The organism is Caballeronia sp. GAFFF2, from assembly GCF_023631485.1.
Lineage (GTDB): Bacteria > Pseudomonadota > Gammaproteobacteria > Burkholderiales > Burkholderiaceae > Caballeronia.
Window position 1 is genome coordinate 293935 of record NZ_JALQDA010000014.1, and the last position, 17593, is coordinate 311527.

The 17593-nt window shown below is 63.6% G+C and carries 15 protein-coding genes; 6 read left to right on the top strand and 9 right to left on the bottom strand.

The window, feature by feature from the left end; translation table 11 throughout:
* Positions 1-22: 22 nt before the first annotated feature.
* Genes NCT04_RS10385 through NCT04_RS10400 form a run of 4 tightly spaced genes read right to left on the bottom strand, consistent with a single transcriptional unit; the run spans position 23 to position 3113 of the window.
* On the bottom strand, positions 23-1003 hold the full coding sequence (locus tag NCT04_RS10385; RefSeq protein ID WP_244825826.1) for a S49 family peptidase: 981 nt from the start codon (positions 1001-1003) through the stop codon (positions 23-25).
* 46 nt (positions 1004-1049) lie between these two features.
* Positions 1050-1442 (bottom strand): Rieske (2Fe-2S) protein, encoded by a 393-nt coding sequence (locus NCT04_RS10390; protein WP_250465271.1) that lies wholly within the window; start codon positions 1440-1442, stop codon positions 1050-1052.
* A complete protein-coding gene (locus NCT04_RS10395) occupies positions 1439-2098 on the bottom strand; it encodes an HAD-IA family hydrolase (protein WP_250465272.1) in 660 nt (219 codons plus the stop codon). Before NCT04_RS10395 ends, NCT04_RS10390 begins: the two co-directional genes overlap by 4 nt.
* A 10-nt stretch (positions 2099-2108) precedes the next feature.
* Positions 2109-3113, bottom strand: a complete 1005-nt coding sequence (locus tag NCT04_RS10400) for an RluA family pseudouridine synthase (protein ID WP_250465273.1) — start codon at positions 3111-3113, stop codon at positions 2109-2111.
* A gap of 903 nt (positions 3114-4016) precedes the next feature.
* Between NCT04_RS10400 and NCT04_RS10405 the strand changes: the two genes are divergently transcribed.
* The 6 genes from NCT04_RS10405 (at position 4017) to NCT04_RS10430 (ending at position 11547) form a co-directional block, all read left to right on the top strand.
* Positions 4017-7421, top strand: coding sequence for an Rne/Rng family ribonuclease (locus NCT04_RS10405; protein WP_250465274.1), 3405 nt, complete (start codon positions 4017-4019; stop codon positions 7419-7421).
* Between the two features lie 205 nt (positions 7422-7626).
* Positions 7627-8733, top strand: a complete 1107-nt coding sequence (gene moaA, locus NCT04_RS10410; RefSeq protein WP_250465275.1) for a GTP 3',8-cyclase MoaA — start codon at positions 7627-7629, stop codon at positions 8731-8733.
* Positions 8733-9350 carry a molybdenum cofactor guanylyltransferase MobA gene (gene mobA / locus NCT04_RS10415; RefSeq protein WP_250465276.1) on the top strand — a complete coding sequence of 206 codons (618 nt, stop codon included), beginning with the start codon at positions 8733-8735 and terminating at the stop codon, positions 9348-9350. The genes moaA and mobA overlap by 1 nt, the downstream gene beginning before the upstream one ends.
* A gap of 76 nt (positions 9351-9426) precedes the next feature.
* Complete coding sequence (gene moeA, locus NCT04_RS10420; protein WP_250465277.1) at positions 9427-10731, top strand: molybdopterin molybdotransferase MoeA; 1305 nt, start codon at positions 9427-9429, stop codon at positions 10729-10731.
* Positions 10732-10795: 64 nt separating this feature from the next.
* Positions 10796-11071: a hypothetical protein gene (locus tag NCT04_RS10425; RefSeq protein ID WP_049655276.1), complete on the top strand. Its 276-nt coding sequence runs from the start codon at positions 10796-10798 to the stop codon at positions 11069-11071.
* Positions 11068-11547 carry a GNAT family N-acetyltransferase gene (locus NCT04_RS10430; RefSeq protein ID WP_350030006.1) on the top strand — a complete coding sequence of 160 codons (480 nt, stop codon included), beginning with the start codon at positions 11068-11070 and terminating at the stop codon, positions 11545-11547. The genes NCT04_RS10425 and NCT04_RS10430 overlap by 4 nt, the downstream gene beginning before the upstream one ends.
* Before the next feature lie 48 nt (positions 11548-11595).
* Here the strand turns inward: NCT04_RS10430 and NCT04_RS10435 are convergent, their stop codons facing one another.
* The 5 genes from NCT04_RS10435 to pncB form a co-directional block, all read right to left on the bottom strand.
* Complete coding sequence (locus NCT04_RS10435) at positions 11596-13053, bottom strand: DNA recombination protein RmuC (RefSeq protein WP_250465278.1); 1458 nt, start codon at positions 13051-13053, stop codon at positions 11596-11598.
* Entirely contained in the window at positions 13050-14030 is a 981-nt protein-coding gene (locus NCT04_RS10440; protein ID WP_244825841.1) for a 2-hydroxyacid dehydrogenase, read from the bottom strand. Before NCT04_RS10440 ends, NCT04_RS10435 begins: the two co-directional genes overlap by 4 nt.
* 10 nt (positions 14031-14040) lie before the next feature.
* Positions 14041-15411 (bottom strand): sodium:proton antiporter, encoded by a 1371-nt coding sequence (locus NCT04_RS10445; protein WP_250465309.1) that lies wholly within the window; start codon positions 15409-15411, stop codon positions 14041-14043.
* A gap of 29 nt (positions 15412-15440) precedes the next feature.
* A complete protein-coding gene (locus tag NCT04_RS10450; RefSeq protein WP_250465279.1) occupies positions 15441-16112 on the bottom strand; it encodes a LutC/YkgG family protein in 672 nt (223 codons plus the stop codon).
* Positions 16113-16261: 149 nt separating this feature from the next.
* Positions 16262-17455: a nicotinate phosphoribosyltransferase gene (pncB, locus tag NCT04_RS10455; RefSeq protein ID WP_244825843.1), complete on the bottom strand. Its 1194-nt coding sequence runs from the start codon at positions 17453-17455 to the stop codon at positions 16262-16264.
* Between the last annotated feature and the right edge of the window lie 138 nt (positions 17456-17593).

Below are 17593 nucleotides of genomic sequence, written 5' to 3' on the forward strand. Positions count from 1 at the left end.
TGCGCCGCTCGCCCTCACGCCCTCACCGCACCTGCACCTTCCCGCCAAGCGTCAATGCCCGCACCGCCGCATCGCCGACAGAAGCGCCAAAGCGCTTCACCACCTTCTCGCCGATGCTTTCCTTCTGCGTGTAATCGACGATATCCGGCTGCTTGATGATCTCGCGCGCGACGTAGCTGGCGTCGCCGAAACCATCCGCGAGTCCAAGCTGGACGCTCTTCTCGCCTGTCCAGAACTCTCCCGAAAACAAGTCAGGATCGTCCTTCAGACGCGTGCCGCGCCCCTGTTTCACCGCGTCGATGAACTGCGCGTGGATCTGATCGAGCATGTCCTGGGCGTGCGCGGTCATCTGCGGCGTCTCGGGCGAAAACGGATCGAACGAACCCTTGTTCGCGCCCGCCGTATGCATGCGGCGCTGGATGCCGAGCTTGTCCATCAGCCCGGTGAAGCCGAAACCGTCCATCAGCACGCCAATCGAGCCGACGATGCTCGCCTTGTCCACGTAGATCTTGTCCGCCGCCGCCGCGACGTAATAGCCGCCCGACGCGCACATGTCATCGACGACGACGTAAAGCGGCGTCTTCGGATACTTCGCCCGCAAACGCTTGATTTCGCGATAGATGATGCCCGCCTGCACCGGCGAGCCGCCCGGACTGTTGATGCGCAAAATCACGCCCGCCGTGCCGTCGTCCTCGAACGCGCTTTCGAGCGCGCCGCCGATGTTGTCGGCGCTGGCATCGCCATTACTCGAAATCTCGCCCTGCAAGTCGATGAGCGCGGTATGGCGCGTACTCTTGGCGACGTGGTCGCCGGTCAGATCGAACACGCGCCAGGCGATCACGGCAATCACCGCGAGAAATACGAAGCGAAAGAAAATGCGCCAGCGCCGCGCCGCACGCTGCTCGCGAACGGATGCCAGCGCGATGCGTTCGAGCGCCTCGCGCTCCCAATTGTCATTGCCGCGATCGTTACCGCGCGGGTTTTGAGGAAAGTTGTCGGACATGCGTTTGCCTTCTGGTCGTCAAACCAGCTCAAGGAAAAATGGGGATTCAGGCCGGGCGCAGCGTGTCGTCGGGCAGCCAGAAGACCGCGCGGCCTTCGGGCGTGTCGCGTTCCTCGACGGCGAGTGCGCGCAGACGCGCGCCGCGGCACGGACCGCCGACGCACTTGCCCGTGTCGGGCTCGTAGACCGCGCCGTGCGTCGCGCACATCAAGTATAGGCCCGAGCTTTCGAAGAACTGGCCTTCGACCCAGTCCAGTTCCATCGGGACATGCGCGCAGCGGTTGAGGTAGCCGAAAGGTTTGCCGTCGTAGCGCACGAAGAACACCACCGCTTCGCCGCTCGCGTCCGCCGCGTTCAGGCGCCGGCCCGCGCCGCCGTCGACGAGTTCATCGGCGGCGCACACGCGCACGGCGTTCGCGGCTTGCGTCGGCTCGCTCATGCGTGCTCCCGCAGCCAGCCCGCCAGAGACGCGATGCTATCCGCGCAGAACTTCGGTTCCAGCTTCGTCAGCGAATCTGCCGGATGCGCGCCGTATCCCACGCCGATGCCCGCCGCGCCCGCGTTGATCGCCATCTGTAGGTCGTGCGTGGTGTCGCCGATCATCACCGTGCGCGACAAATCCTGGCCGAGTTCGCGCGTGAGTTCGTGGAGCATGGCCGGATGCGGCTTCGAAAAGGTTTCGTCGGCGCAGCGCGTGGCGTCGAAATGGCTCGTGAGGCGCGACTCGTCGAGCGCGCGGTTCAGTCCGACACGGCTCTTGCCCGTCGCCACCGCGAGAAAATAGCCCTCTTCGCGCAGTTCCCGAAGCAACTCGCGCACGCCAGTGAAAAGTTCGGTCGTCTGGCCGGTCGTCAAAAAGTGATAGCGATAACGCTCGGCCAGACGCGGATAGTCGGAAGGATCGAGCGTGGGCGCGCAAATCTGCAGCGCGTCCCTGAGGCCGAGGCCGATCACGTAGCTCGCGGATTCATCGGCCGGAACTGGCAGCCCCAGATCGCGGCATGCCGCCTGAATGCTGCGCGTGATGTGCGCGGTCGAATCCATCAAGGTGCCGTCCCAGTCGAAGACGATCAAATCGAATTGCTGCCGCGCCATGTAACGTGTCTCACTGTTGATCTTGGTTTAAGAGCTTGAGCTGGTCGATGCAGCGCCGGCATTCCGCCGGCAGCGGCGCTTCGAGCTGCAGCGGCTCGCCGGTCGCCGGATGCGTGATTTTCAGTCGATAAGCGTGCAAAAACATGCGTTTGAGCGACGGTTTCGCGTTCGGACGCGCGAGCTCCTTGTTGAGCGCGAAATCGCCGTATTTGGCATCGCCCGCAATAGGCAGGCCGAGACTCGCCATATGCACGCGAATCTGGTGCGTGCGGCCGGTTTTAAGTTCGGCCTCGACCCAGGCGTAGTCGTCCCAGCGCTCGATCAGATTGAAAACCGTATGCGACGGCAGACCGTTCTCCTGAATCCGCACGCGCCGCTCGCCGTCCGCCGCCACGTACTTGTGCAGCGGCTCCTTGACGATACGCCGCCGTCCCCAGTCGCTTGGCCAGTCGCCATGTCCGAGCGCGTAGTAACGTTTGTCGATGCGATTCTCACGAATCTGCTCGTGCAGATTGACGAGCGCCGCGCGCTTTTTGGCAAGCATGAGCACGCCGGACGTCTCGCGATCCAGCCGATGCACGAGTTCGAGAAATTTCGCGTGCGGGCGCGCGTTGCGCAATTGTTCGATGACGCCGAACGCCACGCCGCTTCCGCCGTGTACCGCGACGCCTGACGGTTTGTCGATGACGATCAAATGGTCGTCCTCGAAAATGATGGGGAATTCAGCGGCCGGCGCGTTCGACGACAGCGGTTTTTCATCCGGCTGCGCGACACGAATGGGCGGCACGCGCACGAGATCGCCGATTTCGAGCCGGTACGCGGAATCGATCCGGCCTTTGTTCACGCGCACTTCGCCGCTGCGCAGAATTCGGTAAATATGGCTTTTGGGCACGCCCTTGCAGACGCGCAACAGAAAATTGTCGATGCGCTGACCGGCGGCGGTTTCGTCGATTTCGATCATCGACACCTGCTCGCTTGCGACCTGTTTATGGGATGTTTTGCCTAACTCATTCATTCTGAATATAATTTGCGAGCAGTCTGAAAAACAGCGTGACACGAAAACCGTGGCTGCGAACTATCAGACTGTACAGGTGCAAGCAATAAACCATCATTTTACTTGCGCCCAGGGCCGGTTGCTCGCCCGGAAAATCGAGCAACAAGTTGCACGCACGGCGATATCACCGGCAGGGACGGGGCCCACAGGCGCGTTCGGTCGAGTGATCGTCGATCGGTAACGGATTTTTGGTCAAAAAGAATTTTTATCGGCGAGAAGTGATGGCGCCCGGTCGTTGAAGCCGGTCGCCCGCCCAGATTTTCCCCTGCCATCGAGCAACGGGACGAACGGCAAATCGAAGCTCGCCGATTGCGAACAACTCGCGACGACATCGCGGCTGCGCTGATTCCGGCGAAGCGCGATAGCAGTTAAAAAACGTCGCAGTGAGGCGAGACATGCGGCACGCCAGCGGAGCTTTCGGGTCTGCGGCCGTGCCAGCGCGGTCAGGCAAGGGTCGAGGTCGGCGAAGAAGCATCGCGCGAATTACGCGAGGCCGCCCTCCTGCATTGCCGCCGTCGGAGGAGAAGGCTCTGTTCGAAGAGCGCAGCGGGTTTGGCGCGTCTAATTTGAGACGCGAAACCCCCGGCGCCGCCGTTTTTCCTCGACGCGTTTTACCGCGCAGCGCACCGTATCGGCGCGCCTCCCAGTTGTCGCAAGGTGCCCCACGGCCCGGCCCGCTCATGCGCCCGTGCCCGCTTTCGGCAATTCTCCCGCCAGAAGTCCCGCTCCAGCGTGCTTTGTGACAACACACAAAAAGCGCGGCACGCTCGCCCTCCCGCTTCGCCCGCCGATGTTCGACCACGGGTTCGAACTCCGCGCCGATTCGCAAGATGAGGGACGGCAGAGCCGCTCTGGAGCCGTTCAATGAAACGCATGCTGTTTAATGCGACGCAGCAGGAAGAACTCCGCGTCGCCATCGTCGATGGGCAGAAGCTCATCGATATCGACATCGAAACCGCCGGGCGCGAACAGCGCAAAGGCAACATCTACAAGGGAGTCGTCACCCGCATCGAGCCGTCGCTCGAAGCCTGTTTCGTCAACTACGGCGAGGACCGCCACGGTTTTCTGCCGTTCAAGGAAGTCGCCCGCCAATATTTTCGCGACGGCATCGAGATGCGCTCCGCGCGCATTCAGGACGCGCTGCGCGAAGGCCAGGAACTGATCGTTCAGGTCGAAAAGGAAGAGCGCGGCAACAAGGGCGCGGCGCTGACCACGTTCATTTCGCTCGCCGGACGCTATCTCGTCCTGATGCCGAACAACCCGCGCGGCGGCGGCGTGTCGCGCCGGATCGAAGGCGACGAGCGGCAAGAACTGCGCGAAACCATGGCGCAGCTCGAACTGCCGGAAGGCATGAGCATCATCGCGCGCACAGCGGGGATCGGACGCTCGGCCGAAGAACTCCAGTGGGACCTGAATTACCTGATGCAACTGTGGCGCGCGATCGAAGCCGCGTCGCAGAGCGGTGTCGCCGGCCAGCCCATGCTGATTTATCTCGAATCGAGCCTCGTCATTCGCGCGATTCGCGACTATTTCCAGCCGGATATCGGCGAAATCCTCATCGACACGACCGAAATCCATGATCAGGCGCGCGCCTTCATGGACATCGTGATGCCCGACAACCTGCAAAAGGTGAAGCGCTATCACGACGACGTGCCGCTGTTCTCGCGTTTCCAGATCGAGCATCAGATTGAAACCGCGTACTCGCGCACGGTGCCGCTGCCTTCGGGCGGCGCGATCGTGATCGATCACACCGAGGCGCTCGTCGCCATCGACGTGAACTCGGCGCGCGCGACCAAGGGCGCCGACATCGAGGAAACCGCCACACGCACCAATCTGGAAGCCGCCGACGAAGTCGCGCGCCAGTTGCGTCTGCGCGATCTGGGCGGGCTGATCGTGATCGACTTTATCGACATGGAGTCGGCAAAGAGCCAGCGCGAGGTCGAACAGCGCCTGAAAGACGCGCTCAAGCACGACCGTGCGCGCGTACAAATGGGCAAGATTTCGCGCTTCGGGTTGATGGAACTGTCGCGTCAGCGGCTGCGTCCGGCACTCTCCGAAGGCAGCCACGTCACCTGCCCGCGTTGTAACGGCACGGGCCATATCCGCGATACCGAGTCGTCCGCGCTGCAAGTGCTGCGGATCATTCAGGAAGAGGCAATGAAGGAAAACACCGCGGCGATTCATTGCCAGGTGCCGGTCGAAGTGACCGCTTTCCTGTTGAACGAAAAGCGCTCGGAAATCAACAAGATCGAGTCGCGCTTCAAGGTCAACGTCGTTCTGATCCCGAACAAGCATCTGGAGACACCGCATTACAAGCTGGAGCGTCTGCGTCACGACGATGCCCGTCTCGACGAACCGCGCGCCTCGTGGAAGATGGCAGTGGAAGCGGCAACCGAGATGGAATCGGAAACCGGCTACAGCAAACGCACCGAGGAAGTAAAGCCGAAGCAGGAAGCGGCGGTCAAGGGCATCACGCCCGAGAAGCCCGCGCCGAGCGCGCCGGTCAAACCGGCGCCGGTCGAGGCCGCGCCCGTTGCAGCGACGCCGGAGCCGGCGAGCGGCGGGTTCATCGCGTGGATCAAAAACCTGTTCGGCATTCAGCCTGAAGTCAAACCGGCGCCCGCGCCGGTCGAAGCGCAACCCGCCACGCGCGCGCCACGCGAGCGCCCGGAGCGCGGCGAACGCACGGGCGGCGGCGATCGCAACCGTAATCGCCGTGGCGGTGCGAATCGCGATGGCGCGGCCGTGGGCGCCGCTGCCGGCGCAAACGGCGTGAATGGCGCGGTTGGCGGCGGCAATGGCACGGGCCGTCAAGGCGCACGCCGTGAAGACCGCGAGGCGCGTCCGGGTCGCGAAGGCCGTGAATTGCGCGAAGTTCGCGAGCCGCGTGAAGCACGCGAAGGACGTGAAGGACGCGAACCCCGCGAGGCGCGCGAGCCGCGTGAGGCACGTGAGCCGCGCGAACGCAATCAGGACCGAAACGCCGAACGCGCACCGCGCGCCGAGGCTGCGGAGCGTCCGGAACGACGCGAGCGTGCGGATCGCGGCGAGCGTGGTGAACGTGGCGATCGTGCGGAACGCACCGAGCGTCCGGAACGTGGCGAGCGTCGCAAGCCGCAGGCCGAAACCGCCGTCGAAGCACTGACGCCAAGCGAAGCGGTGCCGTCGGAAATCGTCGAAACGGCGCAAACCGACGACGACTTCGCGCAGCAAAACGGTCTCGACGCGGTGTCGGCGGAACAAGCCGCGCGTGATGGCGAAGAGCGTCGTCGCCGCCGTCGCGGTCGTCGTGGCGGTCGTCGCGAACGTGAAGATGACGGCACGACGGTGAATCACGCCGCCGATGTCGCCGAAGCGGAAGGCGCAGCCGAAAGCATGTCGGCGCAAGCTGGCGTGTTCGACGCGGAAGCCGCGCAAGAAGCCGCCGCGCGTCGCGAACCGCGTCCGGCCGTCGCCGCGCCGCAGCCTGTCGCCGAACGCAGCGTGGAAAAGGCGCCCGAGCAAGCCGTCGCTGCACCGGTGCAAGCGCCTGTGCGCGTCGAGCAGCCGTCGCAGACAGAGGCTATCGAAGCGAACGCGCAGTTGAAGGCGACGACGCCCGAACCGGCGCCGGAGTTTTTCGCGAAGCCGGACGCGTCGCTCGCGGTCGATAACCCGTTCGGCCCGACGCCGAAACTCGCGGAAACGAAGCCTGCCGATCCTTTCGCGCCTGCCACGCCTGCTGCTCCCGCGGCCGTGGAAGAAGCGAAGCCTGTCGAAGTGGCCGCGCCTGTCGAAACCGCGAAGCCAGTGGAAACGGCCAAGCCGTTCGAAGCTCCGGCTGAGGCAATCGCGGAAACGCCGTCCGCCGAAGCCGCGCCGGTACGGGCCGAACCCGCCGAACCCGTCAAGGTCGCCGCGGTTGCAGCGACGCCTGAGGCGACTTCGGTTCCGCCCGTGCAGGTCCAGGCCGTGGAAACGGTGACGACTGAAAGCGTGATCGAAACGGCAGTGGCTTCGCAGCCCGTCGCAGTGGAAGCGGAGCCGGTGAAAGCCGCCGCGCCCGCGGCTGCACCGGCCGCGACGCCGGTATCGACGGAAGCGTTGCAACCGATGCTCGAATCCGCCGGCCTCGTCTGGGTCAACACGGACGCCAGCAAGCTGCGCGACGCCAACGCCGCAGCCGAGCGCGAAGCCGCGCCGGCACGCGTGCCGCGCGAGCGCAAGCCGCTGCCGCCTGTGAGCGCCGCGCCGATGCAGCAAGTGGAAACCGGCAAAGACGCGCAGTAAGCGTAGTGCCGCCGCCAGGCGTTCCATGGAACGCCCGGTTGCGCAGGAAAAACGCCATCGGCTAACGTCGATGGCGTTTTTTTTTGACGCCTAGGTATGGAAAGCCTGTACCAAAGGGTAAGACGACTGGTTCGCCGCGTTCCGCTAAAATGACTACGTGCTTCTACTATTCGAACAAGCTTCCGAGCCGAGCAAGACCGCCGCCATGTCCCGACGCATCATCCCCTTAGCCGATGTCAGCGCCATTCCGGATTTTTCCGGCGCGGTGGCATTGCCATCCGGGTTGCTGACGGACACGCTCGCGCGTCCGCTGCGCGATCTGCGCATCTCGGTCACGGATCGCTGCAACTTCCGCTGCGTCTACTGCATGCCGCGCGACGTGTTCGACAAGGACTACCCGTTTCTGCCGCATTCCGCCCTGCTCTCGTTCGAGGAAATCGAGCGGCTGGCGCGCGTCTTCGTGGCCCACGGCGTCGAAAAAATCCGTTTGACGGGCGGTGAGCCGCTACTGCGCAAGAACATCGAATTTCTGATCGAACGACTCGCGCTTCTGCGCACGCCCGAAGGCCGTCCGCTCGATCTCACGCTGACCACCAACGGATCGCTGCTCGCGCGCAAGGCACGTTCGCTCAAGGATGCGGGGCTGTCGCGCGTCACGGTCAGTCTGGATGCGCTCGACGACACGCTCTTTCGCCGCATGAACGACGCCGATTTCGCCGTGGCCGACGTGCTCGACGGCATCGAAGCCGCGCAGTCGGCGGGCCTTTTGCCGATCAAGGTCAACATGGTCGTCAAGCGCGGCACGAACGATCAGGAAGTCGTGCCGATGGCGCGTCACTTCAAAGGCAGCGGCGTGGTGCTGCGCTTCATCGAATACATGGATGTCGGTGCGTCGAACGGCTGGAACATGAGCGAGGTGTTGCCGTCCGCGCAAGTTGTCGAGCGGATCGCCGAGCATTTTGCGCTCGCGCCGCTCGAAGCGCATACGGCCGCCGAAACCGCGCAACGCTGGGGCTATCTCGACGGCAGCGGAGAGATCGGCGTGATTTCGAGCGTCACGCGCGCGTTCTGCGGCACTTGCACGCGCGCGCGGCTCTCGACCGAAGGCAAGCTGTACCTCTGCCTTTTCGCCACGTCCGGCCACGATCTGCGCGCGCTCATTCGCGGCGGCGCGAGCGATGCCGACGTCGCCAACGCCGTTGCGCACATCTGGCACGCGCGCGGCGATCGCTATTCGCAATTGCGCGGCAGCGCGGCGGGAAACGCGCGCCGTGAAGCGCCGCGCGTCGAGATGTCGTACATCGGCGGTTGATGCCCGTGGCCCCGGAAAATCAGACCACCGGACTCGTGCTCGCGGGCGGACGCGGCTCGCGCATGGGCGGCGTCGACAAGGGACTACAGCTCCTGCGCGACGAACCGCTCGCGTTGCATGTGCTGCGCCGCCTCGCGCCGCAGACGGACGCCATGCTCATCAGCGCGAATCGTTCGGGCGACGACTACGCTCGACTCGCTACGCGTTTCGATGCACGCGTCATCGCCGATTCGCTCGCCGATTATCCCGGCCCGCTTGCCGGCATCGCCACTGCATTGCGCGCGGCGCACACCGAGTTCGTGCTGACCGCGCCTTGCGACGCGCCTTTCGTCGATCCGCAACTCGGCACCACGTTGCGACGCGCGCTCGACGAACATGGCGCGGACATCGCTTATGCGGCGACCGTCGATACGGACGAAACGCGCATCGCACATCCGGTATTCGCGCTGATTCGAACCTCGCTCGCCGACGATCTCGACGCCTGGCTTGCCGCCGGCGAACGCAAGGTCCGTGCGTGGTACGCGCGCCACAAGGCGGTGCAAGTGCCATTTCACGATGATCGCGCGTTTTACAATATCAATGATTTGCATCAGCTAGCTGAACTGGCGCGTCGTTAGCCACGCGCATTCGTTCAGGTTCAGCCGGTTCCAGCATCGCTGTCCTTCCCGACTTCGGTCGCGACCATTCCGATTCATGACCACGTCCAGGCCCTTCTCCGCTTGCGTCACTTACTACGATCCGAACGCGCTGCCGGTTGCGGCCGCGCAGGAAATCGTTCGTCAGTGGGCCATGCCGCGTGGAAATGCCGGGCGTGTCGAACGCGTAAGTCTTTATGAAGCGCTCGGCCGCGTGCTCGCCGAAGACGTGATCTCGCCCATCGATGTCCCGGCATTCGACAACTCCGCAATGGACGGCTACGCGTTCAAGAGCGCCGCGCTCTATGCCGTGCGCGATGCCGTCGAGCTGAACGTCGCGGGTATCGCGCTCGCCGGACGTCCCTTCAGCGCCGAACCCAACTCGGCTCAATGCGTGCGCATCATGACGGGCGCGCTGATTCCGCCAGGCTGCGACACCGTCGTGCCGCAAGAACTCGTCACGCGCGCTGACGACGTCATTCGCTTCCCATCAACCGTCGTAAGCGAAGGCCAGAACCGGCGGCTCGCCGGCGAAGACTTGGCTCGCGGCAAGGCCGCTTTGCAAGCAGGCCGTATCGTGCGGGCGTCCGACCTCGGCTTGCTTGCGTCGCTCGGAATCGCCGAAGTCGCGGTGCGGAAGCGTCTCGTCGTCGCGTTCTTTTCCACGGGCGACGAGTTGCGCTCCGTCGGCGAACCGCTTGCGCCCGGCAGCCTTTACGACAGCAACCGCTACACCCTTTTCGCGATGCTGCGCCGCCTCGATGTCGAGACGGTCGATCTGGGCATCGTGCGCGACGACCGGGCATCGTTGGAGAAGGCGTTGCGCGAAGCGGCGCAAGCAGCGGATGTCGTCATCAGCTCGGGGGGCGTCTCCGTTGGCGACGCCGATTTCACGCGCGAACTGATGAACTCGCTCGGCGACGTCGCGTTCTGGAAGATCGCCATGCGTCCCGGCCGCCCGCTCGCATTCGGCCGCTTGTGGTCGGGACCGCGCGCGGGCACGGGCGAATCGGCGCTCTTCTTCGGCTTGCCGGGGAACCCCGTTGCCGTGATGGCCACGTTCTACTTCATCGTCCGTGAAGCCTTGCTGGCCATGTCGGGCGCCGCACGCCAGCCGCTCATCGAGATTCGCGCGACCTGCGCCGAGCCGATCAAAAAGCGCGCGGGCCGCACGGAATTTCAGCGCGGCATTGCAAGCCGCCGCGCCGACGGACAATGGAGCGTCGTGACCACCGGGCCGCAAGGTTCAGGCGTGCTGAGTTCCATGAGCCGGGCCAATTGCTTCATCGTGCTCGAACACGATCGCGGCAATCTCGAAACGGGCGATCCCGTGGATATCGTGCCGTTCGACGGCCTCGTTTGAGCGCGCCAAAAAGCAGGGCGACGCGATCACCACCATTTTTTATCGATAGACGGGTTTTTAGTCCATGAAAAAGCAGATCTCATCCATTGCACCCGGACAGACGGCCAAGGCCCTGATCCTCGTGTATCTGACTTTCAGCGTGCCGATCGTGCTGCTCGGCGTGGTGGTCGCGTTCGTGCGATACGGCTCGGTGGAAGTGAGCACGGTCACAAGCGCGCTGCTGCTCAACGCAATCCTTGGCTTCGTGCTGTTGTGGATTGCGTGCCATGCTTATAACTGGGTGGCGTCGCGTTTCGGCGGCATAGAAATCGTGTTGTCCGACGCACCGGAGGAAGCGTGAGCGGCGCGTCGATTCGCCCCGCCACGCCCGCCGATATCGGCGCGATCTACGCGCTGATGTACGAACTCGCGGAATTCGAGAAGCTCACGCATCTGTTTATCGCGACCGAAGACGGCGTGCGCGATGCGCTCTTCGGCGCGCGTCCGTCAGCCGAAGCGCTGGTCGCGGAACAGGCGGGCGAAGTGGTCGGCTATGCGCTCTTCTTCCATAACTTCTCCACGTTTCTCGGCAAGCGCGGGCTGTATCTGGAAGATCTCTACATACGCCCGACGTTGCGCGGCTGCGGCCTCGGCACGCAGATGCTCAAGCGACTTGCGGCACTTGCGGTCGAGCGTCAGTGCGGCCGCTTCGAATGGTCGGTGCTGGACTGGAATCAGAACGCCATCGACTTCTATGAAAAGATGGGCGCAACCGTATTGCCGGACTGGCGCATCGTGCGTATCACGGGTGAGTCGCTTGAGCGGTTGGCTTCGTAGACGCGGTTGCATCGCTGACGCGCAGGCCGCTTATCCATCTGAAGCTCGTCAAAGCTCGTCGTCCCCATCTCGCGGCAGCGCGGCCTCGTCATCCCCGAGCAGACCGCGCGCTTCCTCACCCGGAAGCGCTTCCACGTCGCGCAGGCGCTTGCCCATTTGACGCGTGCGCGTCTGCGCCGCTTCGATCGAGCGCGTGACGGTTTCGAGTTGCGACTTCGTTTTCGCGAGTACATCGCCGAACTTGTTGAACTCGGTTTTCACCGCGCCGAGCACCTGCCACACCTCGCTCGACCGCTTTTCGATAGCGAGCGTCCTGAAGCCCATTTGCAGACTGTTGAGCAGCGCCGTGAGTGTAGTCGGACCGGCCACGCTCACGCGATGCTCGCGCTGTAGATAGTCGGTCAGACCCGGACGCCGCAACACTTCGGCATACAAACCCTCGGTCGGCAGAAACAGCAACGCGAAGTCGGTCGTATGCGGCGGCGACACGTACTTCTGCGCGATGGAACGCGCCTCCGCGCGCAAGCGTCCTTCGAGCGCACGCGCGGCCTCTTCCACACCGACGGGATCTGCTCGATCTTGCGCATCGACGAGACGCTCGTAGTCCTCGCGCGGAAACTTGGCGTCGATAGGCAGCCACACCGGCGTCGCGGCATCGCCCGGCGCGCCCGGCGTGTCGTGACGGCCCGGCAATTTGACTGCAAACTCCACGCGTTCGTTGCTCTTGGGCACGGTCGCGACGTTCTTCGCGTATTGATCCGGCGTGAGCAACTGTTCAAGCAACGACTCCAGTTGCACTTCGCCCCAAATGCCGCGCGTCTTGACGTTGGTCAGCACCTTCTTCAGATCGCCGACGCCCGCCGCGAGCGTCTGCATCTCACCCAAGCCCCGATGCACTTGTTCGAGCCGGTCCGACACCAGCTTGAACGATTCGCCGAGCCGCTGCTCCAGCGTGGAATGCAGCTTTTCATCGACGGTGCGGCGCATTTCATCGAGCTTCGCCGAGTTGTTCGCCTCGATGTCCTTGAGGCGCGCTTCGAGCGTCGCGCGCACTTCGCCGAGCCGCCGTTCGTTCGCTTCCGATAGCTGGCCGAGATGCAAAGTCATGGAGTCGGCGAAGCGCTTGAGCGCGTTGCCCTGATCGTCGCGCGCCTGCTGACTCTGCTGCGCGAGTTGCTGCGCAAGCGCGTCGAACTGCGCGTTCTGCACGCTCGACGTGCTCGCCAACTGCGTCGCGAGCGTCTGATGAAACTGCGTGAAGCCGCTTTGCGATTCCATGCGCGAGACGCGCGTGCTCTCCGCGATATCGCCACGCAAGCCGCGTTCGAGCCGCTCCTGCGTGCGCGCCTGCGCCTCGCCCATGTCGTTCACGCGGTCGGTGAGCGCGACGAATTCCTCTTCGATATCGACGCGGGACGTGCGCCGCATCGTCGCAAACAGGACGACGAGCGCAACCAGAAGCGCAATCGCCAGGAGCGCGATCGCGCCGTACAACAGTTCGATCATTTTTTCAGCACGTCCGGGTTGATCGGATTCGGCGGATTGCCGGCGCGCGGTCCTTCACCCAAACCGGCGATGAGATTGTCCGCGGCGAGATTGGCCATCGCGCGGCGCGTCGACTCGGTGGCGCTCGCGATATGCGGCGTCAACGCGACGTTATCGAGCAACAGAAAATCGGGATTGAAGTCGGGTTCGCCTTCGAACACGTCGATCCCCGCCGCCGCGATACGCTTCTCGCGCAGCGCGGCGATCAACGCGGAATCGTCGACGATTCCGCCGCGCGCGATGTTGGTAAGCGTGGCCGTCGGCTTCATCAACGCGAGTTCGGCCGCGCCGATGGTGTGATGGTTCTCCTTGGTGTAGGGCAGCACGAGCACGACGTGATCCGCGCGCTTCAACAAGTCTTCCTTCGACGCGTACTCCGCGTTGAGTTGCGACTCGATCTCCGGCGCGACGCGCGAACGGTTGTGATAGATCACGCGCATGTCGAAGCCCACCGCGCGGCGCGCCAGCGCTTGCCCGATCCGGCCCATGCCGATCACGCCGAGCGTCGAGCCGTACACGTCGGTGCCGAGGAACGAATCGAAACTCCACTTCTGCCATTTGCCCGCGCGCAGAAAGTGCTCGGATTCGGTCACGCGCCGGGCCGCTGCCATCATGAGCGCCCAGCCGAAGTCGGCGGTGGTTTCGTTCAGCACGTTGGGCGTGTTGGTGCCGAGCACCTTGTGCGCGTCGAAGGCGTGCATGTCGAAGTTGTTGTAGCCGACCGCCATGTTCGCGACGACTTTCAGGTTCGGCGAGCCCGCCAGTTCCGTTTCGCCGACCATTTCGCCGGCAGTGAACGCGCCGTCCTTGTCGGCCAGACGCGCGCGAAACTCCTCCTGGCCAAGCACGTCGCCCGGATTCAGATCGACTTCGAAATACTGTTTCAGACGTTCGACCACATCGGGAAAAGTGGGACGCGCAACAAGCACCTTCTTCATCGAATTGCTCCTAGAAAAATAGCCAGCCCAAGACGGCGAATAACGGCAACAGGACGATGCCAGACCATCCCATATAACCGAAGAAGCCCGGCATGCGAATGCCGCGCGATTCGGCGATTGCCTTCACCATGAAATTCGGCGCATTGCCGATATACGTGTTCGCGCCCATGAAGACCGCGCCCGCCGAGATTGCCGCGAGTGTGGACGCGCCCGTGGTCATGAGCGTGGGAGCGTCGCCGCCCGCGAGATTGAAGAACACGAGATACGTCGGCGCGTTATCGAGGAACGAAGACAGGATGCCCGTGGCCCAGAAATAGGCGAGATCGTGCGGCTTGCCTTGGTCGGACACCGCGTGCACGATGCCCGCGAACGCGCCCGACTCGCCCGCGCGCAGAATCGTGATGACCGGCGCGATGGTGATGAAAATGGCCGCGAAAAGCTTCGCCACTTCTTCGATAGGCGCCCAGTCGAACGCGTTGCCCTCGCGCGCGCTATTCGGCGTGAGCACGAGCGATGCGAGCAGCACGATCACCAGAGCCGCGTCGCGCACGACGTTCTGCAAATGCAGATGCGTGCCATACACATCGAACACGACGCCCGGCTTCCAGATGCCGCTCATCAGCACCAATGCGACGACCGCCGCGAGCAGCAAAAAGTTGATCCTGCCGTCGATGCGAACTGCAATCGTCCCGACCGAGCCGGGCTGCGTTTTTTCTTCCTTGCGCCAGAAATAAGTATCCAGCGCGTAGAAGAGCGCGAGGAGAACGATGGAGACGAGGAGCATCGGCAGAAAGAGATGCGTGGTCGTCCAGAAGAAACCGACGCCGTTCAGAAAGCCGAGGAACAAAGGTGGATCGCCGAGCGGCGACAAAGAGCCGCCCACGTTCGCCACGAGAAAGATGAAGAACACGACCACATGCACGACATGCCTGCGGTTTTCGTTGGCGCGCAAGAGCGGGCGGATCAGCAGCATGGCCGCGCCGGTCGTGCCCATGAGGCTTGCCAGCACGGTTCCCAGCGCGAGCAACGAGGCATTCAGACGCGGCGAGCCGCGAAGATCGCCGTGCACGCAAATGCCGCCCGCGACCGTGTACAAGGAAGCCAGCAAAACGATGAACGGTATGTACTCTTCGAGCATCGCGTGAACGAATACGCCGAGCGCCGTGCCGCCGCCGAACGCAGCCGCGAAGGGTACGAGAAACGCGAGCGCCCAGAGCAACGCGATCTTGCCGAAGTGGTGATGCCAGAGCTTCGCCGCGACGAGCGGAAACACCGCGATGGAAAGCAGCATGCCGAAGAACGGAACGCCCCACGCCGCCGACAAGCTCGCGCCATCGACCGTGGCCGCCGACGCGTTCGACATCGCGCCGAGCAATGCCATGCAGCCGAGGAGAAGAGACCGCACTGCGCTCACGCTTCGGTCACGACGATTACATGCACGCGATACGGCCCATGCGCGCCCAGCACGATGGTCTGCTCGATATCGCCGGTGCGCGACGGCCCGGAAACGAAGTTCACCGCACGCGGCAGTTCGCCCCGTTCCGCGCGAATCAGTGCGAAGGCGTCTTCATGCGCCGCGACGATGCGCGAAGCCGGCACGACCGCGATATGCGTCTGCGGCAAGAGCGCGCCGGACGCGGGCGTATCCGGGCCGGACAGCAACACGAGCGACCCGGTTTCCGCCGTCGCGCAAAAGCAGCCCGTGATGCCGACGAGATCCGCGTCTTCCGGCTTGCGTAACGACGCTTGAATGCCCGCCTGGGTCCACGGCAACTCAGCCAACGCAGGCCATGCGACGGCATCGGTGGCAAGATTCAACGAGCGGAGGTAGCGCGCGGCTTCGGCGGGAGCATCGCCGAGCGCGGCGACTTCGGCGACGGTCGTCGAGAGCCGTTCGGCTTCGAGCCGGAACCGCGCGATGAGCGCGTCGCGGGTGTCGGGCAACGGCGGGCGCGGACCTTCGGGATGACGCGTCAGATAGTCGTTCGCGGTGGCACGCTCGGCTTCGGTCGGCTCACCGCGTCTGCCCTGCGCGCTGCGTATGCGCGCGAGAATATTGCGGCGCGCCGCCGATGTGTCCATGGTGCCGTCCTTACGAGTGCGAGAGTGTTCCGGATGCGTGCGCACCACGAGTCCTGGCGGCACGATGGAATTATATCGAGCGGTCTTGAGCGCGCGAACCTCGGCCGAAAGGCATAGGCCGCGCGCGGGAACAAAGCACGAACCAAGCGTCAGTCGGTCTCGCCCGCTTGCTTCTCGATGCCGAACACTTGCCTCAGATAAGCCAGATATGCCTTGTCGTCGCACATGTTCTTGCCGGGGGAATCGGAGAGTTTCGCCACCGGCTGACCATTGCAGCGAACCATCTTGATGACGATCTGCAACGGCTGATAGCCCAGGTCATTCGTGAGATTCGTGCCGACGCCGAACGCGAGCTGACAGCGCCCGCGGAAACGCTCATACAGTTGCAGCACCTTCGGAATATCCAGCGCGTCCGAGAACACGAGCACCTTGGTGCGCGGATCGCAGCGGTTTTCCTCGTAATGCCGGATGAGGCGTTCGCCCCAGTCGAAGGGATCGCCGGAATCGTGACGCGCGCCGTCGAAGAGCTTGCAGAAGTACATGTCGAAGTCGCGCAGGAACGCCTTCATGCCGTAGACATCCGACAGCGCGATACCCAGGTCGCCGCGATATTCCTTCGCCCACATCTCGAAGCCGAAGATCTGCGAGTCGCGCAGACGCGGGCCGAGCGCCTGACACGCTTGCAGGTATTCATGCGCCATGGTGCCGAGCGGACGCAAACCATGCTTCATCGCGTAGAACACGTTGCTCGTGCCCGCGAACTGTTCGCCGAGCCGCTCCTTGAGCGTTAGCACGACTTCCTCGTGCCATTGGCCCGAAAAGCGGCGGCGCGTGCCGTAATCGGCTATCTTGCAGTCCGAATATTCGGGCGGTGTGGCGAGCAGTTTAATCTTGTCGCGCAGACGTTCGCGTCCGGTTTCGTATTCCGGCTTTTTCTGCATATTGCGGAAATACACTTCGTTGACAATGGCCAGCACCGGAATCTCGAAGAGAATAGTGTGCAGCCAAGGCCCTTCTATTTCGATGTCGATCTCGCCGTTGCCCTTCTTCGACGGCGCGATGCGAATGGACTTCTCGTTCAGATGAAAGAGCGCGAGAAAGTCGATGAAGTCGCTCTTGATGAAGCGCATTCGCCGCAGATAGTCGAGCTCTTCTTCCTTGAAGCGCAGGTTGCAGAGTTGACGCACCTCGTCCCGAATCTCGTCGATGAACGGCACCAGATCCACTTCCGGCGTGCGGCAGCGAAACCGATACTCGACGTGCGCCGCCGGGAAATGATGCAGGACCACCTGCATCATGGTGAATTTGTAGAGATCGGTATCGAGCAGCGAATTGATGATCATGGTTCTGGCTTGTACATCGATGCAAGGATGCCCGCGCGCTGTATCGGCCGCTACCGACCGCTATTGACGAGACGCGCCGCGCGCTGTCCGTTCATGTTACCCGAATGCGTGCACGGCATCCTGCCGCCCCGGCCCTTT

Coding starts and splice junctions, on each gene's coding strand:
- NCT04_RS10385 (WP_244825826.1), bottom strand. CDS start 1,003: ATGTCCGACAACTTTCCTCAAAACCCGCGCGGTAACGATCGCGGCAAT.
- NCT04_RS10400 (WP_250465273.1), bottom strand. CDS start 3,113: ATGAATGAGTTAGGCAAAACATCCCATAAACAGGTCGCAAGCGAGCAG.
- moeA (WP_250465277.1), top strand. CDS start 9,427: ATGACCACGTCCAGGCCCTTCTCCGCTTGCGTCACTTACTACGATCCG.
- NCT04_RS10450 (WP_250465279.1), bottom strand. CDS start 16,112: ATGGACACATCGGCGGCGCGCCGCAATATTCTCGCGCGCATACGCAGC.
- NCT04_RS10390 (WP_250465271.1), bottom strand. CDS start 1,442: ATGAGCGAGCCGACGCAAGCCGCGAACGCCGTGCGCGTGTGCGCCGCC.
- pncB (WP_244825843.1), bottom strand. CDS start 17,455: ATGATCATCAATTCGCTGCTCGATACCGATCTCTACAAATTCACCATG.
- NCT04_RS10440 (WP_244825841.1), bottom strand. CDS start 14,030: ATGAAGAAGGTGCTTGTTGCGCGTCCCACTTTTCCCGATGTGGTCGAA.
- mobA (WP_250465276.1), top strand. CDS start 8,733: ATGCCCGTGGCCCCGGAAAATCAGACCACCGGACTCGTGCTCGCGGGC.
- NCT04_RS10445 (WP_250465309.1), bottom strand. CDS start 15,411: ATGGCATTGCTCGGCGCGATGTCGAACGCGTCGGCGGCCACGGTCGAT.
- NCT04_RS10405 (WP_250465274.1), top strand. CDS start 4,017: ATGAAACGCATGCTGTTTAATGCGACGCAGCAGGAAGAACTCCGCGTC.
- NCT04_RS10425 (WP_049655276.1), top strand. CDS start 10,796: ATGAAAAAGCAGATCTCATCCATTGCACCCGGACAGACGGCCAAGGCC.
- NCT04_RS10435 (WP_250465278.1), bottom strand. CDS start 13,053: ATGATCGAACTGTTGTACGGCGCGATCGCGCTCCTGGCGATTGCGCTT.
- NCT04_RS10395 (WP_250465272.1), bottom strand. CDS start 2,098: ATGGCGCGGCAGCAATTCGATTTGATCGTCTTCGACTGGGACGGCACC.
- moaA (WP_250465275.1), top strand. CDS start 7,627: ATGTCCCGACGCATCATCCCCTTAGCCGATGTCAGCGCCATTCCGGAT.